At 64.4% G+C, this 17,414-nt stretch carries 15 protein-coding genes; 8 read left to right on the forward strand and 7 right to left on the reverse strand.

What is annotated here, in order from left to right; genetic code table 11:
- From ileS to mutL, 7 genes are all read left to right on the forward strand, one after another.
- On the forward strand, positions 1 to 2,695 hold a 2,695-nt coding region (ileS, locus tag VFL62_RS14215), incomplete at its 5' end, for an isoleucine--tRNA ligase (protein WP_325173019.1).
- Positions 2,668 to 3,189, forward strand: a complete 522-nt coding sequence (gene lspA / locus VFL62_RS14220; protein ID WP_325173020.1) for a signal peptidase II — start codon at positions 2,668 to 2,670, stop codon at positions 3,187 to 3,189. The genes ileS and lspA, both read left to right, overlap by 28 nt.
- A 96-nt stretch (positions 3,190 to 3,285) precedes the next feature.
- Positions 3,286 to 4,056, forward strand: coding sequence for a hypothetical protein (locus VFL62_RS14225; protein WP_325173021.1), 771 nt, complete (start codon positions 3,286 to 3,288; stop codon positions 4,054 to 4,056).
- A gap of 323 nt (positions 4,057 to 4,379) precedes the next feature.
- Positions 4,380 to 5,771 (forward strand): pitrilysin family protein, encoded by a 1,392-nt coding sequence (locus tag VFL62_RS14230; RefSeq protein WP_325173022.1) that lies wholly within the window; start codon positions 4,380 to 4,382, stop codon positions 5,769 to 5,771.
- Positions 5,772 to 5,803: 32 nt separating this feature from the next.
- Positions 5,804 to 7,132, forward strand: a complete 1,329-nt coding sequence (locus VFL62_RS14235; RefSeq protein WP_325173033.1) for a pitrilysin family protein — start codon at positions 5,804 to 5,806, stop codon at positions 7,130 to 7,132.
- Between the two features lie 89 nt (positions 7,133 to 7,221).
- Positions 7,222 to 7,641 carry an alternative ribosome rescue aminoacyl-tRNA hydrolase ArfB gene (arfB, locus tag VFL62_RS14240; protein WP_325173023.1) on the forward strand — a complete coding sequence of 140 codons (420 nt, stop codon included), beginning with the start codon at positions 7,222 to 7,224 and terminating at the stop codon, positions 7,639 to 7,641.
- An 85-nt stretch (positions 7,642 to 7,726) separates the two neighbouring features.
- Positions 7,727 to 9,553: a DNA mismatch repair endonuclease MutL gene (gene mutL, locus VFL62_RS14245; protein ID WP_325173024.1), complete on the forward strand. Its 1,827-nt coding sequence runs from the start codon at positions 7,727 to 7,729 to the stop codon at positions 9,551 to 9,553.
- Between the two features lie 119 nt (positions 9,554 to 9,672).
- Here the strand turns inward: mutL and rsmD are convergent, their stop codons facing one another.
- Both rsmD and VFL62_RS14255 read right to left on the reverse strand, forming a co-directional pair.
- Positions 9,673 to 10,227 (reverse strand): 16S rRNA (guanine(966)-N(2))-methyltransferase RsmD, encoded by a 555-nt coding sequence (gene rsmD / locus VFL62_RS14250; RefSeq protein ID WP_325173025.1) that lies wholly within the window; start codon positions 10,225 to 10,227, stop codon positions 9,673 to 9,675.
- Positions 10,228 to 10,230: 3 nt separating this feature from the next.
- Positions 10,231 to 12,267, reverse strand: coding sequence for a pseudouridine synthase (locus tag VFL62_RS14255; protein WP_325173026.1), 2,037 nt, complete (start codon positions 12,265 to 12,267; stop codon positions 10,231 to 10,233).
- A 299-nt stretch (positions 12,268 to 12,566) separates the two neighbouring features.
- Here VFL62_RS14255 and VFL62_RS14260 point away from each other — a divergent pair, with 299 nt between their 5' ends.
- Positions 12,567 to 13,013, forward strand: a complete 447-nt coding sequence (locus VFL62_RS14260) for a nucleoside deaminase (protein ID WP_325173027.1) — start codon at positions 12,567 to 12,569, stop codon at positions 13,011 to 13,013.
- Positions 13,014 to 13,131: 118 nt separating this feature from the next.
- Here VFL62_RS14260 and VFL62_RS14265 read toward each other — a convergent pair whose 3' ends face one another.
- The 5 genes from VFL62_RS14265 to VFL62_RS14285 are packed head-to-tail and all read right to left on the reverse strand — an operon-like array spanning position 13,132 to position 17,276.
- Positions 13,132 to 14,037, reverse strand: a complete 906-nt coding sequence (locus tag VFL62_RS14265; protein WP_325173028.1) for an alpha/beta hydrolase — start codon at positions 14,035 to 14,037, stop codon at positions 13,132 to 13,134.
- Positions 14,038 to 14,070: 33 nt separating this feature from the next.
- Positions 14,071 to 15,354 carry a phosphoribosylamine--glycine ligase gene (gene purD, locus VFL62_RS14270; protein ID WP_325173029.1) on the reverse strand — a complete coding sequence of 428 codons (1,284 nt, stop codon included), beginning with the start codon at positions 15,352 to 15,354 and terminating at the stop codon, positions 14,071 to 14,073.
- Positions 15,355 to 15,408: 54 nt separating this feature from the next.
- Entirely contained in the window at positions 15,409 to 15,714 is a 306-nt protein-coding gene (locus VFL62_RS14275; protein WP_325173030.1) for a transcriptional regulator, read from the reverse strand.
- A 3-nt stretch (positions 15,715 to 15,717) separates the two neighbouring features.
- Positions 15,718 to 16,278: a hypothetical protein gene (locus VFL62_RS14280; protein WP_325173031.1), complete on the reverse strand. Its 561-nt coding sequence runs from the start codon at positions 16,276 to 16,278 to the stop codon at positions 15,718 to 15,720.
- Positions 16,275 to 17,276 carry an alpha/beta hydrolase gene (locus VFL62_RS14285; RefSeq protein WP_325173032.1) on the reverse strand — a complete coding sequence of 334 codons (1,002 nt, stop codon included), beginning with the start codon at positions 17,274 to 17,276 and terminating at the stop codon, positions 16,275 to 16,277. Before VFL62_RS14285 ends, VFL62_RS14280 begins: the two co-directional genes overlap by 4 nt.
- Positions 17,277 to 17,414 lie beyond the last annotated feature (138 nt).

Consider the following 17,414-nt stretch of genomic DNA (forward strand, 5'->3'; position numbering starts at 1 on the left):
GGGCTGGGACTGTCATGGCCTGCCGATCGAATGGAAGGTCGAGGAGGAGAATTATCGCTCCAAAGGCAAGCCGAAGCCCGACTTCCGCGATTCCACCGCGATGGTGGCGTTCCGCAAGGAATGCCGTGCCTATGCGACGCACTGGCTCAACGTGCAGCGCGAGGAATTCAAGCGGCTCGGCATCGTCGGCGACTGGGACCATCCCTACGCCACCATGAGCTATCCGGCCGAAGCGCAGATCGCGCGCGAATTGATGAAATTCGCCGCCAACGGCACGCTCTACCGCGGCTCCAAGCCGGTGATGTGGAGCGTGGTGGAGAAAACCGCGCTCGCCGAAGCCGAAGTCGAATATGAGGACTACACCTCCGACACGGTGTGGGTGAAATTTCCGGTGACGTCACCGGCCCATGGCGCGCTCGCCGGCGCCAGCATCGTGATCTGGACCACGACGCCCTGGACGCTGCCCGGCAACCGCGCCATCAGCTTCTCGCCGAAAATCGGCTATGGCCTCTACAAGGTCACCGAGGCGCCCGCCGACAACTGGGCCAAAACCGGCGATCTTCTGATCCTGGCGGATGCGCTCGCCGAAGGCGTGTTCAAGCAGGCGCGCGTCACCTCTTACGAAAAACTGCGGGATATCCCCGGTGATACGCTCGATGCCGTCGAATGCGCGCATCCGCTCAAGGGCGTCGACGGCGGATATCAATTTGTCGTTCCGCTCTTGCCGGGCGAACACGTCACCGACGATGCCGGCACCGGCTTCGTACACACCGCGCCCGGTCACGGCCGCGAGGACTTCGACGTCTGGACCGCGAATGCGCGCGAACTGGAAGCGCGCGGCATCAACACCACCATTCCCTATACGGTGGACGAGAACGGCGCGCTGACGGCGCAAGCGCCGGGCTTTACCGGCAAGCGCGTGCTCAACGACAAGGGCGAAAAGGGCGATGCCAACGAAGCCGTGATCAAGGCTTTGATCGAGGGCGACAAGCTGCTGGCGCGCGGACGGCTGAAGCATCAGTACCCGCATTCCTGGCGCTCGAAGAAGCCGGTGATCTTCCGCAACACGCCGCAATGGTTCATCGCGATGGACAAAGATATCGCGGTAGACGGCAAGGCGAAGCCGGGCGACACCCTGCGCGCCCGCGCGCTGCACGCGATCTCCGTGACCCAGTGGGTGCCCCCGGCGGGCCAAAACCGCATTAACGGTATGATCGTCAACCGTCCGGACTGGGTGATCTCGCGCCAGCGCGCCTGGGGCGTGCCGATCGCCGTGTTCATTCGCGAGAACAGCGACGGCTCGGCGGAAATCCTGCAAGATGAACTCGTCAATCAGCGGATCTGCGAGGCCTTCATGGAGGAAGGCGCGGACGCCTGGTACATGGAGGGCGCCCGCGAACGCTTCCTCGGGTCTCGCGCCAAGGAAGACTGGAAGAAGATCGACGACATTCTCGACGTCTGGTTCGATTCCGGCTCGACGCACGCCTTCGTGCTGGAAGATCGCCAGAATTTTCCCACCCTCGGCCACATCGTCCGCAAGGTCGACGGCGGCCAGGACACCGTGATGTATCTCGAGGGCAGCGACCAGCATCGCGGCTGGTTTCATTCCTCGCTCCTGGAAAGCTGCGGCACCCGCGGGCGCGCGCCCTACGATGTCGTGCTGACGCACGGCTTCACGCTCGACGAGAACGGCCGCAAGATGTCGAAGTCGCTCGGCAACACCGTCGAGCCGCAAAAGGTGATCAAGGAGTCCGGCGCCGACATCCTGCGGCTGTGGGTCTGCGCCACCGACTATGCCGACGACCAGCGCATCGGCCCCGAAATCCTCAAGAACACCATCGAGACCTACCGCAAGCTGCGCAACACCATCCGCTGGATGCTCGGCACGCTGCATCATTTTCATGACGAGGATCGCATCCAGGCCGACGCGATGCCTGAGCTCGAAAGGCTGATGCTGCATCGGCTTGCCGAGATCGACGCCGTGGTGCGGCAGGCCTATGCCGATTTCGACTACAAGACCGTGGTGGCGACGCTGGCCTCGTTCATGAATACCGAACTCTCGGCGTTCTACTTCGATATTCGCAAGGATTCGCTGTATTGCGATCCGCCATCGTCGCTCCAGCGCAAGTCCGCGCTCACGGTGATCGACTACATCTTCCGCTGCATCGTCACCTGGTTCGCGCCGATCCTGAGTTTTACGGCAGAAGAAGCCTGGCTGTCGCGCTATGGCGATGCCGCCTCATCGGTGCATCTGGAACTGTTTCAGAAGGTGCTTTCTGCCTGGCGCGACGATGGCTTGGCCGCGAAATGGGAAACCATTCGCGACGTGCGTCGCGTCGTGACCGGCGCGCTGGAACTGGAGCGTGCCGCCAAGCGCATCGGTTCGTCGCTGGAAGCTTCGCCCGTGATCTACGTCTCCGACCGTCAGACGCTGGCGACGCTGTTCGATGTCGACCTGGCCGAGGTCTGCATCACCTCGAGCTATGAAGTGCGCGAAGGCGATGCGCCAGCCGATGCCTTCCGTCTCGACGCGGTGCCCGGCGTCGCCGTGACCGTCGAAAAAGCGGTTGGCAAGAAATGCGCGCGGTCGTGGAAGATCCTGCCTACGGTGGGTGAGGATGTCGAATATCCCGACGTATCGCCGCGCGACGCGCGCGCGTTACGGGAATGGAAGGCGATGGGGGTAACGCCTTGAGCCAGCATCTACGCCTCGGGGTCATCGCGGCCGCGATCACGCTCGTGCTCGATCAGGCTTCCAAGTTCTGGTTGGTCCGCGTGTTCGACATCGCCCATCGCGGCACCGTCAAGCTGACGCCGTTCTTCGATCTGGTGCTGGCCTGGAATCAGGGCATCAGCTTCGGCTGGTTTCAGAACGATGGCCTCACCGCCCAGATCGTCCTGACGGCGATCAAGGCGGTGGCGGTGGTGGTGCTGGGGGTCTGGATGGCCCGGTCGCACAGCCTGCTGGCGACGTTGGCGCTCGGGCTGATCATCGGCGGGGCGATCGGAAATGGCGTCGATCGCCTGGCCTATGGCGCGGTGGTCGATTTTGCCCTGTTTCACGTCCGGATCGGCGAAAATACCTTTAACTGGTACGTGTTTAACCTGGCCGACGTGGCGATTGTTGCCGGGGTGGCAGCACTATTGTATGACTCGTTCTGGGGAATACCCGCCGCAAAAGCGCCCTGATCCGGCACATAGTAGCCGTCGAGCATGACGGCTTTTGCAGGCCCCAGCCATGCCCAAGGGCTTGGACGATAACGCGATTTTGACGGGAAAAGCGCGATGCAAAAAATGCAGGCTAGCGGTTTGATCGGACGGACCCTCGGTCTTGCGGTCCTCTCCTTGAGTCTGGCTGTCACCGCCGGTGTGGCCCGGGCGGCAGATAATGACGGCCGGACCATGTCGGAAAAAATTTCCGACGGCTTCTACGGCATGATTCGCGGCACCAACATGGATAACCGCGGCATCGACTACCGCGAGCGGTCGCCATTGGTCGTGCCACCGACGCTCGATTTGCCGCCGCCCGTCAACTCCGCCGGCGACGCTCAGCAAATCGCGAACTGGCCCAAGGACCCCGACGAGCGTGCGCGCAAGGCCGTGATCGCGGCCAAGAAAAAGAATGCGCCGCCCGTGGCACGGGTCCAGGCTGCGGCCAATGGCACGCAGGCGCCCCAGGCGATCAACATCGCACCTCCGGTCGACGAGCCGGCGCCGAGCCCCGGGACGACGCGCCGTGCGGATGCCCCTGTCATGAGCAGGGAAGCGACCGATCCGGTTTACGACAAGGGCGGCGATCTCTTCACCGGCGGCGCTTCGGAACTGGCCGACAAGATTGGCTTCGGCGGCGACTGGTTCGGCAGCAAGAAGTCCGCGACCTATGAACCCGGCACCGAGCCCGCCCGCGAAGCTCTGACCCAGCCGCCGGTCGGCTATCAGACGCCGGCGGCCGGCTATGCCTATGGCGAACAGAAGAAGAGCATCTGGGACGGTCAGGCCAATCCGGATCGCAACCCGCTGGCCCAGAAGTCGAGCGCATCGAGCGTCGTCCACTAAGGTCTGGTGGTCCGGCTCCGACATTTGCACCCGCCGAGGCAGCTGATTGGCAAATGTCGGAAGCAAGGGACCACCAGCAAACATAGAGTTCTGATAAATCCGGATTTGACATTCGCGTCGCGCATGCGCCGCTACAGGGGTAGCGGATGTCACATCCACTTGACGAGTTGCGTCCTGATTTCCCGAGCAGATCGGACGCCGCGTATGGCGCGGCGCCATCGTCTCCAGCAACAAGGATTCGCGGTGGCGTGTTGTACTTTCGCTCTTGAAGCTCGTGGCCGGCTCCGCGGCGCCCTCCTCCTCGCCGGGCGTTCAGACCGCGCATGAAATCATCCACGGCACTTCGCGCATTGCTGTTCGCCGGCTTGCTGGCCGGCCTTGCGGCCTCCTCCACCGCCGCGCCGGCCGAGACCACGGCCGCCCCCTCGCCGCCGGCCACCTTCACCCTCGCCAATGGATTGCAGGTCGTCGTGATTCCGGATCACCGCACCCCGGTCGTCACGCAGATGATCTGGTACAAGGTCGGCTCCGCCGACGAGACAGCGGGCAAATCCGGCCTTGCCCACTTTCTCGAACATCTGATGTTCAAGGGGACGAGCAAGCATCCGGCCGGCGAATTTTCGCAGACCGTGCTCAAGGTCGGCGGCAACGAGAACGCTTTCACATCTTCCGACTACACCGGCTACTTCCAGCGCGTGCCGCGCGAGCAGCTCGGCAGAATGATGGAGTTCGAGGCCGACCGCATGACGGGCCTGGAGCTGAAGGACGAAAACGTGTTGCCCGAGCGCGACGTCGTGCTCGAGGAATTCAACATGCGCATCGCCAACAATCCGGAAGCGCGCCTCACCGAGCAGATCATGGCGGCGCTGTATCTCAACCATCCCTACGGCCGGCCGGTGATCGGCTGGCATCAGGAAATCGAGAAACTCGATCGCGAGGACGCCCTTGCCTTCTACCGGCGCTTCTACGCGCCCAACAACGCCATTCTCGTTATCGCCGGCGACGTCGAGGCCGACGAGGTGCGCCCGATGGCCGAGCGGACGTTCGGCCCGATCGCCGCGCAGCCGGCCATCCCGCCCAAGCGCATCCGTCCGCAGGAGCCCGAACCGGCGGCGCCGCGTACCGTGACCTTGTCCGATCCGCGCGTCGAGCAACCGGGTTTGCGGCGCTACTACCTGGTCCCCTCCGCCGCGACGGCGGCTGCCGGCGAGAGCGCGACGTTTGACGTGCTGGCGCAACTGATGGGCGGCGGCAGCAACTCGTATCTCTATCGGCGCCTCGTGATCGACAAGCCGCTCGCGGTCAATGCCGGCGCGGCCTATCAGGGCGCCGCGCTCGATGCGACGCAGTTCACGATCTCGGCCTCGCCGCGGCCCGGCGTGACCTTCGCGCAGCTCGAGCAGGTGATCGACGATGTCATCGACGACATCGCCCAGAACGGAATTCGCGCCGAAGACCTCGAGCGCGTCAAAACCCAACTGATCGCCGAAACGGTCTACGCGCAGGACAATCAGGCCACTTTGGCGCGTTGGTATGGTGGCGCCATGACCACCGGGCTGAGCATCGAGGACATCAGAAGCTGGCCGGATCGTATTCGCGCCGTCACCGCCGATCAGGTGCGCGCCGTCGTGCAGAAGTGGTTCGACAAGAAGCGCTCGGTCACCGGCTATCTCATCAAGGACGCAACGCCCAAGCACGTGGAGAAGCGGTCGTGACTTTTCTGAAGATCGGCGCCGCGCGCTTGTGGATGGCGCTTGGCATTTGCATGGCGATCGCGACCATTCCGGTGCCCTCGCACGCCGCCGCCAAGATCCAGCACCTGATTTCTCCGGGCGGCATTGAAGCCTGGTTCGTGCAGGACGCCACCGTGCCGCTCGTCGCGATGGAATTCGCCATGGATGGCGGCGCGGCGCAGGATCCTGATGGCAAGGCCGGCACCGGCAACATGGTCGCCGACCTCATCGACGAGGGGTCGGGCGATCTGGATTCCCGCACGTTCCACGAACATCTCGACCGTCGCGCGATCGAGCTGAGTTTCAGCGTCACGCGGGATTATTTCCGCGGCTCCTTGCGCATGCTCAAGGAGAACAAGGACGAAGCGTTCGAACTGTTGCGGACGTCGCTGACCTCGCCGCATTTCGACGGCGCCGACGTCGAACGCATCCGCGCCCAATTGATGTCCGGCCTCAAGCGCGAGACGTCGAACCCCGGCTCGCTCGCCAGCCGCAAATTCCTGGAGGTCGCTTATGGCGATCATCCTTATGGCCGAGCCAGCGGCGGCACGCTCGAGAGCCTTCCCAATATCACGGTCGCCGACCTCAAGGACTATGTCAGCCGCGTGCTGACCAAGGAGCATCTGAAGATCTCCGTGGTCGGCGATATCGACCCGGCCTCGCTCGGCGCGCTGCTCGACCGCACCTTCGGCGGACTGCCCAGCAAGTCGAAACTCGTGAGCGTGCCGGACATCGTGGCCAGCAAGCCGCCGCAGCGCGAGTTCATCGCGCTCGATGTGCCGCAGACCGTAGTGACCTTCGGCGGTCCGGGTATCCTCCGCAATGATCCCAATTTCATGGCGGCCTATGTCGTCAATCACATCCTCGGCGGCGGCTCAGGGTCGCGGCTCTATCGCGAGGTTCGCGAGAAGCGCGGCCTTGCTTATTCGATCTCGGACTCGCTGGTCTGGATGAACCACTCTGCCCTGTTCGTCGGTTCGACGGGAACGCGGGCGGATCGCGCCGGCGAGACGGTCGAAGCCCTGACGCGCGAAATCCGCCGCATGGGACAGGACGGCCCGACCGAACAGGAACTGGACGAAGCCAAATCCTATCTCAAGGGCTCGCGGCTGCTCTCCCTCGATACGTCTTCGAAGCTCGCCTCCGCCATGCTGCAATACCAGCTCGATCACCTCTCGATCGACTATCTGGAGCGGCGCAACGCGCTCGTCGATGCCGTCACGATCGAGGACGCAAAGCAGGCCGCACGCAGGCTGTGGGGCGACGGTCTCTTGACGGTGATCGTCGGACGCGCCCCGGAAGCCGCCCAGCCCGTGGCCGCGGTGCCGCTGAAGGCAAACTAGACTACCTTGCAAGCAAATCGCGCGTAAAACCGCTATTGTTGCGGTGCCAGCGCGATTCCACCCGGGAATCGCTTGTTTCCGGTGAAGCCATGCTGCGGATCGCCCGCGACCTTTGGATCGACGAGAACGATCTCGATATTTCCTTCGTTCGTGCGTCCGGTCCGGGCGGACAGAACGTCAACAAGCTTTCGACCGCCGTGCAGCTGCGGTTCGACACACGGCGGATCACGCTACCCGATGATGCCGCCTTGCGCCTGGCGCGGCTCGCCGGCCAGCGCATGACCAAGGACGGCGTGATCGTCATTCAGGCGCAGCGCTTTCGCACCCAGGACCGCAACCGGAGCGACGCCATCGAGCGCCTGGTCGAGTTGCTCCGCGAGGCCATGATCCGCCCGGTTCCGCGCCGGGCGACCCGCCCGACGCTGGCCTCGAAGAAGCGCCGCCTCGAAGGCAAGAAACGCCGCAGCGACATCAAGGCGGGCCGCGGCGCGCGGCGTTTCGACGATTGAAGCAATCCGGGGACTTCTCGGGACTAGCCCTCCCCCCAGCCCGCAAAAGCCACTAAATTGGTCGTTCTTCCACTAGTGAGCCCGAATGCCCGTCCGACAACTGCCCGAACAGGTCGTCAACCGCATCGCCGCGGGCGAGGTGGTGGAGCGTCCGGGGAGCGTGGTCAAGGAACTGGTCGAGAATGCCATCGATGCCGGCGCAAGCCGGATCGATATTTTCACCGACGGCGGCGGCCGGCGCAAAATCGTGATCACCGACGACGGCGGCGGCATGACGCGCGCGGATCTGGCGCTCGCGGTCGAGCGCCACGCCACGTCCAAGCTCGATGACGAGGATCTGCTCCGCATCCGCACGCTGGGATTCCGCGGCGAGGCCCTGCCGTCGATCGGCGCGGTGGCCAAACTCGGCATTACCACCCGTCATGCGAGTGAACCGCACGCCTGGTCGCTCTCGGTGGAAGGCGGCGTCAAATCCGAGGTCGCGCCCGCAGCGCTGTCGCAAGGCACGCGGGTCGAGGTAGCTGATCTCTTTTATGCAACGCCCGCGCGGCTGAAATTTCTCAAAACCGACCGCACCGAGGCCGAGGCGATCCGCGAGGTGGTTCGTCGGCTGGCGATGGCACGGCCCGATATCGCCTTTACGCTCGCCGGCGAAGAGCGCAGCCCCGTCACCTGGGCCGCGGCCTTGCCCGGCGCACCCGGCCAACTGACGCGGCTCGGCGATATTCTCGGGGCAGACTTTCGCGTCAACGCGATCGACGTCCGCGCCGAGCGCGATGGCGTCATCGTCGAGGGATTTGCCGCCAGTCCGTCGCTGACCCGCGCCAACGCGCTTGGCCAGTATCTCTTCGTCAACGGGCGGCCGGTACGGGACAAGCTGATCCTGGGTGCGGTGCGCGCCGCCTACGCCGATTATCTGCCGCGTGACCGGCATCCGGTCGTGGCCTTGTTCGTCACGCTCGACGCACGCGAAGTCGACGCCAACGTCCATCCCGCCAAAACCGAAGTTCGCTTCCGCAACGCCGGCCTGGTCCGCGCTTTGATCGTGCATGCGCTGAAGGAGGGTTTGGCGCGCGAGGGCAAGCGTACGGCCGCCAATAGCGGCGGCGGCGCGATCGAGGCGCTGCGTCCGGCCTTCGTGTCGAGGGCACCGGGCGGCGGCCAGGCGAATTGGGACTGGCGTCGCTCGCCGGCCTTCCCGGTTGGACCGTCGCCGACATTTCAAACCGCGGCGGCCATGGCGCTCGCCGAACCCGGCCAGGCCGCCTTCGACGTCGGCGCACCGACCGCGGATGTCCGCCTCTACGAACAACCGGCCGCCGATCTGCTCGACCGTCCGCTCGGCGCGGCGCGGACGCAGATCCACGAGACCTACATCGTCTCCCAGACCCGCGACGGTCTGATCGTGGTGGATCAGCACGCCGCGCATGAGCGCATCGTCTATGAGAGGCTGAAAGCCTCGCTCGCCAAAAGCGGCGTGCAGCGACAGATCCTGCTGATTCCGGAAATCGTCGAGATGGATGAGGCCACGGTCGAGCGGCTGTTGGAACGCGGCGAGGAGTTGGCTTCGTTCGGGCTTGCGATCGAATCCTTCGGACCCGGCGCGATTGCCGTGTCCGAGACGCCGTCGCTGCTAGGAAAGACCAACGCCGGCGGATTGCTGCGCGACCTCGCCGAACACATGGCCGAATGGGATGAGGCGCTGCCGCTGGAGCGCCGACTGATGCACGTCGCGGCCACCATGGCCTGTCATGGCTCGGTGCGCGCCGGGCGCCGCCTCAAGCCGGAGGAGATGAATGCGCTGCTTCGCGAGATGGAAGACACGCCGAATTCAGGCCAATGCAATCACGGCCGCCCGACCTATGTCGAATTGAAGCTCGCGGACATCGAGAAGCTGTTCGGGCGGAGGTGATACTACCCGATCGTCATGCGCGGGCTTGACCCGCGTCCATCTTCACAGAGAGAATTTCATGACCGATGGATTGCCGGGTCAAGCCCGGCGATGACGGAGTCTGTCAACCGGTAACGGAATCAAATAGCCCGCAAGAACACGAACTCCGTGTCGTCGTAGGCGCGCCGTTCCAGTTCGACAAAACCTTCTGGCGCCTTGAAGCCCGCAGCCTTGGACTCCTCGACCACGAGCAACGCGGCGGGTGTCAGCCAACCGCCGTCGCGCAGCGAGACAAGTGCCTTGTCGGCGAGCCCCTTGCCATAGGGCGGATCGAGAAACACCAGCGAGAACGGCTCGACCGGATGCGCCGGTCCAAGGTTGGTCGCATCGCGGCGATAAACCTTGGTCACGCCGCCGAGGCCAAGCGTTTCGACATTGTCACGCATCAAGGCACGCGCCTCGGCGCCGTTATCGACAAACAGCGTGAACTTCGCGCCGCGCGAGGCGGCCTCGACGCCGAGTGCACCGGTACCGGCAAACAGGTCGAGCACGCGTGCCTCCGAGATCGGATCGTCGTAAGCGTGAATCAGGATGTTGAAGAGCGACTCGCGCAGGCGGTCCGCGGTCGGGCGGATATCGCGCGAGGCCGGCGAGGCAAGATTGCGGCCCTTCAGCCTGCCGCCGACGACGCGCATAGTCTACTCATCCCGCGGCTTGAGATCGCGTTTGCCATGGTAACCGCGCTTGGGACGCCGGGGCGGCCCGTAGCCATTGGCTTCTTCCTCATTGCGCGCGCGCGCCTCCGCGCTGCCGGTGCGCCGTACCAGTACGCGGCGGCCCTTGCTGTCGGCGATCAGCGCGCTCTTGCCGGCCGGCTTGAATGGCTTCTTTCCGCGCGGCTTGTCGGCCTCGTTGGACTTTGCCGCTGCGGTCTCGACCGGCAGATCGAAATCCGCCCGCGCCAGCGCCGCGACCTTCTCGCCAAGCTGTTCGCGCAACACGCGTGTCTTCACCTCCTCGACCGCACCTTCGGCCAGTTCCTGCAACTGGAACGGACCGTAGGAAATGCGGATCAGGCGATTCACTTCGAGGCCAAGATGCGCCATCACGTTGCGCACTTCGCGATTCTTGCCTTCGCGGATCGCAAACACCAGCCAGACATTGGCGCCCTGATCGCGCTCCAGCGTCGCCTCGATCGGCCCGTATTTGACGCCGTCGACCTCGACGCCTTCCTTCAGCGCATCGAGCTGCGCCTGTGTCACTTCGCCATGGGCGCGAACACGGTAGCGCCGCAGCCAGCCGGTATCCGGCAATTCGAGCGCGCGCGCCAATCCGCCGTCATTGGTGAGCAGCAGAAGGCCTTCGGTGTTGAAGTCGAGCCGGCCGACGCTGATCAGCCGCGGCAGGCCTTCGGGAAGGTTGTCGAACACCGTCGGCCGTCCTTCCGGATCGTCGTGGGTCGTCATCAGGCCGCGCGGCTTGTGATAGAGAAACAGCCGCGTGCGCTCGCGCGGAGGCAACGGCGCGCCGTCGACGGTAACGACGTCGTTGGCGGTGATATCGAGCGCGGGCGAATTGATGATGCGGCCGTTCACGGCAACACGGCCCTGCGTCACCATCTCCTCGGCGTCGCGGCGCGAGGCAAGACCGGCGCGCGCCAGCACCTTGGCGATCCGCTCGCCGGATTTCTTCGGGCTCGGCGCCTCGCGCGGCGCGCGCTTGTCGAAGTCCGCCTTGCGCTCGCGATAGGCACCGCGGCCGCCGAATGCCGGGCGCTTCGCGAAAATCCTGCTGTCATCCTCGTTGTCGCGCCGCGGCCGGTCGTCGTCGCGGCGGAACGAGCGGCCCTCGCTGCGCGGATGCTCCTGCCACTCCATGCGCCCTTCGGGACGCGCGTTGCGAGGTCGCTCGCGGCGCTCATCATTGTCCCGCGTCTCCCAGCGCGGCCGGCTGAATTTCGAGCGATCGCCCGGTTCGCGGTCGTCCCGCGACCTGGCTTCACGCTTCTGCCAGGGCTTCATCTCGCCACGGTCGTGCCCCTCAAAATCGCGCGGACGCCTGTCGCCGCGGCCAGCGAAATCCCGGCGTGGCCGCCGGTCGCCATCGTCCCTGGAAACCTTGCGGTCATCGAATGAACGCTCAGTGCGCTCACGGCGCGGCGGACGCTCGCCACGGTCAAAGTCGTTGCGCTCGCCACGCGGCCTGAACGGCCGCTTGCCCCGATCGCCCTCGCCGCTTCTGTCACGGTCGAAACGCGGCCGGTCAGAAAAGTCACGGCGCGGCTTGCGGTCGTCATCGCCTCGCGCGAATTTGCGGTCATCGAAGGTGCGTTCGGAACGCTCGCGGCGGGGCGCACGATCGCCGCGGTCATAGTCATTCCGTTCGCCGCGCGGCCTGAACGGCCGGCTGCCACGGTCCTCGCGCGGTGTGTACGGACGTTTGTCGTCGCGATCTTCTCGCGGCCGGAATGAACGCTTCTCGCCCTCCCCGCCGCGCGACGGCCGATCGCCATACGGCCGATCACGACGGGGCGGTGCATCGCGGTCATCGCGACGCGGTGGGCGATCGTCGCGCTTTCCGGCATACGGGCGCCGCTCGCCTTCCGCCTTGCCGACAAAACCGCGCTTGGCGAACTTCTTCTCCGGCCCCCGAGCAGCCCCCGTGCGACCCTTGCCGGGCGGCTTCCGGTCGCGCCGACCGCGTGAATCGTTGTTCTTATTGTTGTCGCGAGGCATGAAAGGTCTCGTTTCGGGTGCAGGTATAAATGATGATCATGCGCACTCTGTCCGAGAGGCGCCGTCTCACACTAGTGGTCCGATTCTAACATTTGCATCCCGGTGTGGCGGGCACTCTTGCAAAAGTTAGAATCAAAGGACCACTAGCAAATCTCAGTTTCCAGCGGAGTTTTGGATTTGACATTCGCTTTGCGGATACGCGGATACAGGATAGCGAATGTCAAATCCACTCCGCTGCATTGGCATCGACTTTTGCTGAAGGGACCTCCCATAGCAGACTTCTCCGGAGGATACGAGGCATGACAGCCCCATCTTTCATGGATTTAGCGCTGAAAGAGGCCGAAAACGCCGCAAAATCGGGCGAAGTCCCGATCGGATGCGTGGTCGTCCGCGACGAACAGGTGATCGCCACCGCCGGCAACCGCACCCTGACCGACCGTGACCCGACCGCGCATGCCGAAATCCTGGCGATCCGGCAGGCCGCCCACGCGATCGGCAGCGAGCGGCTGACCGACTGCGACCTCTACGTCACGCTGGAGCCTTGCACGATGTGCGCGGGCGCGATTTCGTTTGCGCGGATCCGCAGGCTGTATTTCGGCGCCGCCGACCCGAAAGGCGGAGCGGTGGAATCCGGCGTGCGCTTCTTCGCGCAGCCGACCTGCCATCACGTGCCGGACGTTTACTCGGCCGTCGGCGAGCAGGAAGCAGCTAAACTCCTGCGCGATTTTTTCAAGGCGAGAAGGTGATCAGGATCGTCATTCCGGGATGATCCGCAAGGACCAGACCCGAAATCTCGAGATTCTCTGGTGCGCAATCGCGCATCATAGGTCACACTTCGCGTGCCCCGGAATGACGGCGCAACGCTCACCCCGCCAGAAAAAACTCCCGCAACAGCTTCGCCGTCACTTCCGGATTTTCTTCCGTGAGAAAATGCCCGGAATCGACCGGCGAACCCGACACATTCGTCGCCCAATTCTTCCAGGTATCGAGCGGCGTCGCCGCGGCGCGCGCGATGCCGACATCGCCCCACAATGCGAGCATCGGAATCGTGATCTTTCTGCCGGCCTCGCGGTCGGCCTTGTCGATCTCGTAGTCGGCATAGGCGCCGGCGCGGTAGTCTTCGCACATCGCATGCACGCGCGACGGATCACGGAACGCCGCGAGATAATGTTCCAGCGCGCGCGGATCGATCGCATCCAGGGTTTTCGACTTGGTCTGGCTCGCCATCTTGAAGCGCAGGAAGAAATCCGGATTGCCGCCGATCAGCGTCTCCGGCAGCGGAAAAGGCTGCGCCAAAAACGTCCAGTGATAGATCTTCAGCGCGTAGGGACGGTTGATCCGTTCCCAGTAATCATAGGTCGGCAGGATATCGAGCACCGCAAGCCGCGACAGCCGGCCGGGATGATCGAGGGCGAGACGGTAGGCGACGCGGCCGCCGCGATCGTGTCCGGCGAGCGCGAAATGGACATGGCCGAGTTGCTCCATCGCCTCGACGATCGCCTGCGCCATTGCGCGCTTGGTATAGGGCGCGTGATCGTTGTCGCTCTCGGGCATATCGGACCAGCCGTAGCCAGGAAGGTCGGCGATCACGAGCGTGAAACGATCGGCGAGTTCAGGCGCAACGCGATGCCACATCACATGGGTTTCGGAAAAGCCGTGCAGCAATAGCAGCGGCGGCCCCTTGCCGCCGACGCGGGCGAAGACGCGGCCGGATTTCGTATTGATCCATTCGGACCCGAAGCCGGGAAACAGGTCGGCCAGATCTGACATCGTCGATCACTCCACACTCGGTTGATCAGCAGGTTATCCTTGCACCTGCTCCTGCTCCACCGCCTGCCAGCCGATGTCGCGCCGGCAAAAGCCGTCCGGCCATTTAATACGATCGACGGCGGCGTATGCGCGTTGCCGCGCCTCGGCAACGGTCTTGCCGGAGGCGCAGACGTTGAGCACGCGGCCGCCATTGGCCAGAATGGCGCCGTCTTTGGCAACCGTGCCGGCCTGAAAGATTTCGACGCCTTCGATTTTGGCGGCCTCGTCCAGCCCCTCGATGCGGCTTCCTTTGGCGTAGTCGCCAGGATAGCCCTTCGCGGCCATGACCACGGTCAGCGCCGGTTCGCCGTACCAGCGCAGATCGAAATGCCTGAGCTCGCCGTCGCAGGCGGCGAGCATCGCCGGCACGATGTCGGACATCATCCGCAGCATCAGCACCTGACATTCGGGATCGCCGAAGCGGACGTTATATTCAAACAGCTTGGGACCATCGGCCGTCAGCATCACGCCGGCATAGAGCACGCCGGAAAACGGCGTGCCGCGCGCCTTCATGCCGGCGACTGTCGGCCGGATGATCCTGGCCATGATCTGGTCGTGGATATCAGGCGTGACGAATGGCGTCGGCGAATAGGCGCCCATGCCGCCGGTGTTCGGTCCCTGGTCGTTATCGAACACCCGTTTATGGTCCTGCGCAGAGGCCAGCGGTATCGCGGTCTCGCCGTCGCAGAGTGCAAAGAAGCTGATCTCGCGCCCCGAAAGATATTCCTCGATCACGACCTCGGCGCCAGCAGCCCCGAACGCGCCCTCGAACATCATGGCGACGGCAGCTTCCGCCTCGGCCAGCGTCATCGCGACGACGACGCCCTTGCCGGCGGCAAGCCCGTCGGCCTTGACCACGATCGGCGCGCCTTGCTGGCGCACATAGCCGAGCGCATCGGCCGCATTGTCGAAGCGGCGATAGGCGCCGGTCGGAATATTGAACTCCGCACAGAGGTCCTTGGTGAAGCCTTTCGACCCCTCCAGCCGTGCCGCCTGCTTGCTCGGACCGAACGCCTTGATGCCGGCGCGCGAGAGATCGTCGACGATGCCGGCGGCCAGCGGCGTCTCGGGTCCAACGACCACAAGATCGACGGCGTTATGCTGGCAAAACGCGATCACCGCCGCATGGTCGGAGACATCGAGCGCGACGCATTCGGCCTCACGGGCGATGCCGGCATTGCCCGGCGCGCACCAGAGCTTGGTCAGCAAAGGAGACGCCGCGATCTTCCACGCCAGGGCGTGTTCACGGCCGCCGGAACCGAGCAGAAGGATGTTCATTTTGATGTCGGTCGCATAAAACGGCCTTCGGCTGCAAGAGGTTGACTTGCAGAACTAACCGTTTCCCCCGGATGCCGCGATGATCTGCTGCAGCGAGGCGACATGGCGCGCAAAGGCCGCTCGCCCGGCCGCCGTGGCTGTCACCGTGGTCTGCGGCCTCTTGCCGACAAAAGCTTTCTCGACACCGACATAGCCGGCCTTGGCCAGCGTTTCGATATGGGCCCCGAGGTTGCCATCGGTGGCCCCGGTCAGCTTCTTCAGGCGCGAGAATTCAAGCCCGGTCCCGGACGGCAACGCATTCAGCGCCGCCATGATCCGCAGGCGCAACGGCTGGTGAATGATATCGTCGAGTTCGGCCACGGATCAGATCCTGCGCATCCAGAGCCCGGAGAGGATCAGCCCGCCGCCGTTGACCGCGGCCATCCACCACAAAAACGCAGCGCCCATGATGAAGAAATAGCCGATCAGCGTCAGCACGGTGATGGCAAAACCGATGAAGATGAAGGCACGGCCGAACCAAAGACCAGCGATGCAGTAAAACAGCATGAAGTAGATCGGCCAGAACGCACCGAGTTCGCGTGGGCCGTATTGGCCGAGCACGACGCTGCACAGGATGCCGAAGCCGTAGAACAACAGAAACGCCGCCAGCACCTTGAGATCGAAGCTCTGCACGCCGGCGGTCTTGCGGCCCATGAGGCTGAGCGCCGCGACGCTCGCAACGGTCAGCACATTGACGGCAACCCAGATGAGAGTGGCGCGGGATGGCGCGACGAAATTCGCGAGATTGCCCGCCAGCACCAGCACACCCGCGGCGATCATGATCTGGCTTGCGAGATCATAGATGCGCGACTGGCGAACGCGCTGAACGATGGCTTCGATATCGCTCAATGCCTGCGCGGCTTCCTTGGCGCCGATGTCGGTCATGAGCCTGTCCGGGTGTTGGCGACATAATCGGCGACCGCCGCGACGCCGCGTGGATCGCCGACAATGCCCATGTGATCGACGCCGTCAACCAGCCTGACTTCGGCTGCCGGCACCACCGCATGCACGGCGTCGGCATATTTGTCGGCGAGCATCAGTTCGTCGGCGGCGCCGGCAATCAACGTGACCGGATGATGCGCGGCGGCGAGATCGCGCCGATAGTCGCGCGTCGCGAAATTACGCATCAGACGATAGGAATAGCTCGCGTTGAGAATACGTTCGGAGTTTGCCGGTACCGCAAAGGCCAGCGTCGGCAATCCTTCGCAGCAGTCGATACCCAGTTTGCCGAGCGCCACAAGCCCGAGCAGACGCGGAACGTCGGCTTTCGCCCAGCCGCCGGAATTCGGTCGGTTGGTCGGCGCATCGTAGCCGAGATAGGGCGCGAGCAGCACGGTGCGCGCGAACAGATCCTGGATCGGCGAGCTCGCAACGCGTAGCGCGAAGCCGCCGCCGGCGGAGTGGCCGAGCAAGGTCAGCGGCGCCGCCGCTGAACTCTTGCGTACCTGCTCGACGAGATCGGCCATGTCGTTTTCAAGCTGCCCGATGAAACCGATGTCGCCCCGGCTGCCGGACCCGCCATGTCCACGCAGGTCGGGGGCATAAGTCTCGATGCCGCGGGCGGCGAGCGCGTCCGCCAGCGCGTGGACGGCGACGCTCGATCCGGAGGAACCGTGGACCACGATGGCAATCTGTCCCTTCGTCGTCCCACGGGCCGGGTAATGGCGGTAGGCGAGCTCGGTGCCGTCACGGGCGGAAAAGCGCGACAGCGGCGGCATGGTGCTGCGGTCGACCGCGCGCGCCGACTGCGAGATCGATGTCAGTTCAGGCAGCCGCTCCAACGGGGTTGCGATCATCGCCGCGAGGATCAGCGCGGCGAACCCGACCAGTCCCAAGCCCCAGCCCAAGACGTTCAGCGGAAAACGAATGATCCATTTCGACATGGCCCTGCTCCTCTGGACTCGATACAGATAACTCTGTAATACAGAGTTATCTGCGAAGCAAGTCTGTCATTGGCGGTGGGCGGCGAAAATCCTTAACTTTGGGTCAACCCTGATTCCCCGATCCGAATGAGCGAGATG

This window comes from Bradyrhizobium sp. (genome assembly GCF_035701725.1).
In the GTDB taxonomy this organism is placed as follows: domain Bacteria; phylum Pseudomonadota; class Alphaproteobacteria; order Rhizobiales; family Xanthobacteraceae; genus Bradyrhizobium.

Excerpts from the sequence above, each read along its gene's own strand:
- lspA (WP_325173020.1), top strand. The coding sequence starts at position 2,668 with ATGGAAGGCGATGGGGGTAACGCCTTGAGCCAGCATCTACGCCTCGGG.
- VFL62_RS14225 (WP_325173021.1), top strand. The coding sequence starts at position 3,286 with ATGCAAAAAATGCAGGCTAGCGGTTTGATCGGACGGACCCTCGGTCTT.
- VFL62_RS14230 (WP_325173022.1), top strand. The coding sequence starts at position 4,380 with ATGAAATCATCCACGGCACTTCGCGCATTGCTGTTCGCCGGCTTGCTG.
- VFL62_RS14235 (WP_325173033.1), top strand. The coding sequence starts at position 5,804 with ATGGCGCTTGGCATTTGCATGGCGATCGCGACCATTCCGGTGCCCTCG.
- arfB (WP_325173023.1), top strand. The coding sequence starts at position 7,222 with ATGCTGCGGATCGCCCGCGACCTTTGGATCGACGAGAACGATCTCGAT.
- mutL (WP_325173024.1), top strand. The coding sequence starts at position 7,727 with ATGCCCGTCCGACAACTGCCCGAACAGGTCGTCAACCGCATCGCCGCG.
- rsmD (WP_325173025.1), bottom strand. The coding sequence starts at position 10,227 with ATGCGCGTCGTCGGCGGCAGGCTGAAGGGCCGCAATCTTGCCTCGCCG.
- VFL62_RS14255 (WP_325173026.1), bottom strand. The coding sequence starts at position 12,267 with ATGCCTCGCGACAACAATAAGAACAACGATTCACGCGGTCGGCGCGAC.
- VFL62_RS14260 (WP_325173027.1), top strand. The coding sequence starts at position 12,567 with ATGACAGCCCCATCTTTCATGGATTTAGCGCTGAAAGAGGCCGAAAAC.
- VFL62_RS14265 (WP_325173028.1), bottom strand. The coding sequence starts at position 14,037 with ATGTCAGATCTGGCCGACCTGTTTCCCGGCTTCGGGTCCGAATGGATC.
- purD (WP_325173029.1), bottom strand. The coding sequence starts at position 15,354 with ATGAACATCCTTCTGCTCGGTTCCGGCGGCCGTGAACACGCCCTGGCG.
- VFL62_RS14280 (WP_325173031.1), bottom strand. The coding sequence starts at position 16,278 with ATGACCGACATCGGCGCCAAGGAAGCCGCGCAGGCATTGAGCGATATC.
- VFL62_RS14285 (WP_325173032.1), bottom strand. The coding sequence starts at position 17,276 with ATGTCGAAATGGATCATTCGTTTTCCGCTGAACGTCTTGGGCTGGGGC.